Raw genomic sequence first — 3,474 nt, 5'->3', positions numbered from 1 at the left:
AGAAGCGAATGGAGAAGACGGTCAGGGTGATCATAACTCCCGTTACCTGCTACCTGCCGTCTGAATTGCAGGAGGGAAGGGCCTGGGGTCTCTCGATAAATCTCTATTCGATCCGTTCCGGCCGAAACTGGGGTATCGGGGACTTCACCGACCTCAAGAACATTGTCGGTGCGGTCGCTTCTCTGAAGGGCGGATTTGTCGGAATCAATCCGCTCCATGCCATTCCGAACATGATACCCTTCGGTATCAGTCCCTATTCCCCGATCAGCAGGCTTTACCGGAACAGTATTTATCTCGATCTCGAACGCGTACCCGAAATGAAAGAATCTGAAGACGCGAGAAAGAGGATGCTCTCTGAAGCGTTCGTTGCGGAACTGGACCGGCTCAGGAAGGGAGAATTCATCGATTACGAGAAGGTCATGTCGATGAAACAGACGATGCTGAAATACGCCTTTGATCTTTTCTATGAGAGGGAGTATAAGGGAGATACCGGGAGAGGAACGGAGTTCAGGAGGTACCTGTCGCAGGAAGGGGCTGATCTCGAATCCTTCGCGACCTACATGGCGATCTCCGAATTTATGGGGAGGGAAGAGGAGTCCGCTGAAGATTGTCCGGACCCGAAGTCACTCTCTTCCCAAATTGCGGGGCAGAAATGGCCCGCCGATTATGGCGACCCCTCGAGCAGTGCTGTCAGGGAGTTCAAAAGAACAAGAAGGAAGGAAATACTCTTTTATCAATACGTCCAGTGGATTATCGATGAACAGCTCAGGGATGTAGCGCGGGAGGCTGAAAATTCCGGAATGACCGTCGGACTCTATTATGACCTCGCGATAGGTTCCGTCGGGGGAGGCGCTGACACCTGGTGTTGCCGGGATGTCATTGCGGGGGGGATCGATGTGGGGGCACCACCCGATGATTTTAACCTGAACGGGCAGAACTGGGGATTCCCTCCTCTGATCCCGGAGAAACTAAAAGAGACGGGATACGAACTCTTCATCCAGACGATCAGAAAAAACATGAAATACGCAGGCGCCCTGAGAATAGACCATGCCCTCGGCATGTTCAGACTTTTTTGGATACCTCGCGCCATGTCGCCGAAGGAGGGGGCGTATGTCCAATGTCCTTCCGAAGACCTGCTCCGGATCATCGCCCTCGAAAGTGTCCGGAGCAGGACGATGGTGATCGCCGAAGACCTCGGCACCATCGGGGACCGGGCTAGGGAGACGCTTGCACGATTCCATATGCTCTCCTACAGACTCTTTTACTTCGAGAGGAATTATCCCGACGCTTCCTTTGTTCCGCCGGAGGAGTATCCTGAAATGGCGCTCTGCGCTGTGACTACTCATGACCTTCCGACACTCCTCGGTTATTGGGTGGGGCGGGACATCGAGGTGAAAAAGCTATTGGGCATGTACCGTGATGAAACCCAATGGAGGGAACAGGTCGAAGAGAGGGAAAGGGACAGGGAACTCATCATCGCCGCCCTGAAGTCCAGCAATATTCTGCCTGATGATTATCCATCTGATCCGGCGGCGATAACCGAGTTGTCGCCTGAACTGTGCCTTGCCGTATACCGGTATCTCGGACTCACGCCGTGCAAGCTCGTGCTCGCGAGTCTTGATGATATAACGGGCACTCCAGACCAACAGAACATGCCTGGTACCGTCGATGAGTATCCCAACTGGAAAAGGAAAGCTACACTGAACCTGGAGGAAATCATCTCTGATGAGCGTATTACCGATCTTTCGAGGGTCCTTCAGATAGCGATGGTTCGAGACCGAAGAGAAAGAGGAGAATAACGGTTGCAATAGTTAGAGCAGCCCCGACGGGGCACGGGAGGACTGCCGATTAACTCCATTAGAAACCGGGTCCATTTATGATCGGTTGGCCGAGAATACGTTCTTCCTGAAAGCGACATTGCGGCTTTATTGAAACAACACAACGTTTCTTTTGGAAATAAACGCTACGGGAAGATCTAACTAAGTAAGTTTTCGTGTAGTAACTGCGAGCTAATAACGGCCGGCGGAAGCAAACTTCCTCCCTCACATGTGAAGAAGGATTCGCAGTAAACAGCTCTCTTTTGTTCCTAAGGGTGGGGAGAACTCAACTGTCCGTGGAGAGATTCTGAAAGGCTTGTAAGATTTTGCGGGACCACGCGAATCAAACCGCGACGTGGAGAGTCAATGTCAGCGATGAGCATGAATGCAATAGAAACAACAAAGGGCAGAACCCAGAAAAACTTTGATTTCCCTGATGCCTCCTTAGTAGTAAAACCAACCATCAGATTGGCAAAAATAGCCATGGCAACCATCAGGGCCCACGCCGAGACTGGGATCCGATTCCACCATGCCGCCTGCGTATAGCCCTGTGAATTCAAGACATCGTTCATGCCAGCAACTGCGAGAGCAGTTACAGGTGTTGGCTGCGCCAGCGCCTTAGTCCGAACCGCGGACCAGAGATCTGCCTGCAATTGTGCAGTCTGACCATTAATTTGTCGAAGCCGTTGCTCATCGTGGATGGTATAAAACAAGATGCGCTGATCGGTATAGCTCACAAGCAGGGCACGTACATTCGCCGCATCCGCAGCGGGCAGCAAGTCAGCGCGGAGGTATTCCGTGCCAATAGCGTTGGCTTCTGCTTCCTCGTAGTTCTTGCGCATATCGTATCGGTTCAAAGCCATGGAAAAGGTAAACCCGATAATGAGCGCGAGCAAGGTCAGCGTCGCACCTATCACAAGGTCGGACTTTTCCTGCGCGGTACTTTCTGGCAGACGCCGCCTTTCTCGGTACAGCGCTCCAAACCACGCCACAAGTGTTAAACCGAAGAATGAGACAATGAAAAGAAATAGTGGATGTCCCAGCATGTTCATATTTTCCTCATGGCTCGCCCAACAATTATGTGCCCCGACAGGCTTCTGTTCTGTCAGCAAAAAGCATCATATCACATCCTTAACCCATAAGGAAACGTGTTCATAGGGTTTGGGGTCAAGGCCTTGATAATAGTTCTGTTAGCAATTTACGGTAATACAAAGCAAAGAAAAGCAGGTAATTTATGAGGGAATGCTCAGTAACTGGAAAATAGCGGATTGTCTCCCGAGTTCTCTAGTCTATTGGGGCTCCACGTTTCGACAGTACTCAACAAATTCATTGTTCTAATGTCGGTCTCATCGCCGAGGCGAGGCGGGCAGCCGAAACCACCCGCCCGTCTCCCATAGGCTTTACTGATTTGACTGCATTTTTTGCAGACTCTCCATCTTCTTTTGGAGTTCTTGCTTCAGAGCCTCCAGGTTGAATGTTGCCCCTCTCTGCATTGGCGGGTATTCGAGGAATGTTTGTGCGTATGCGCCGATCTCCTCCTTCACGAAGACGAAACGCCAGAATTCGTACACGAACCAATCCTTATAGAACAATGATCCAGTCATCCCCGTTCTTTCGAAGGGATCGAGTCGTAGGTTCACGAGGATCGGCCAATCGA

General features: G+C 51.3%; 3 protein-coding genes. 1 reads left to right on the top strand and 2 read right to left on the bottom strand.

Annotated features, from left to right (window positions below; translation table 11 throughout):
• The coding region (gene malQ / locus VEI96_03470) for a 4-alpha-glucanotransferase (protein ID HXX57037.1) at positions 1 to 1,799 on the top strand (1,799 nt) is incomplete at its 5' end.
• Positions 1,800 to 2,086: 287 nt separating this feature from the next.
• On the opposite strand, the gene VEI96_03465 is transcribed toward malQ, so the two are convergent.
• On the bottom strand, positions 2,087 to 2,869 hold the full coding sequence (locus VEI96_03465; GenBank protein ID HXX57036.1) for a hypothetical protein: 783 nt from the start codon (positions 2,867 to 2,869) through the stop codon (positions 2,087 to 2,089).
• A 348-nt stretch (positions 2,870 to 3,217) separates the two neighbouring features.
• The coding region (locus tag VEI96_03460; GenBank protein ID HXX57035.1) for a hypothetical protein at positions 3,218 to 3,474 on the bottom strand (257 nt) is incomplete at its 5' end.

This window comes from Thermodesulfovibrionales bacterium (genome assembly GCA_035622735.1).
In the GTDB taxonomy this organism is placed as follows: Bacteria; Nitrospirota; Thermodesulfovibrionia; order Thermodesulfovibrionales; family UBA9159; genus DASPUT01.
The sequence above is the reverse complement of the archived record's forward strand: the minus strand, read 5'-3'. Positions and strand labels throughout refer to the sequence as shown.

Excerpts from the sequence above, each read along its gene's own strand:
- VEI96_03465 (HXX57036.1), bottom strand. The coding sequence starts at position 2,869 with ATGAACATGCTGGGACATCCACTATTTCTTTTCATTGTCTCATTCTTC.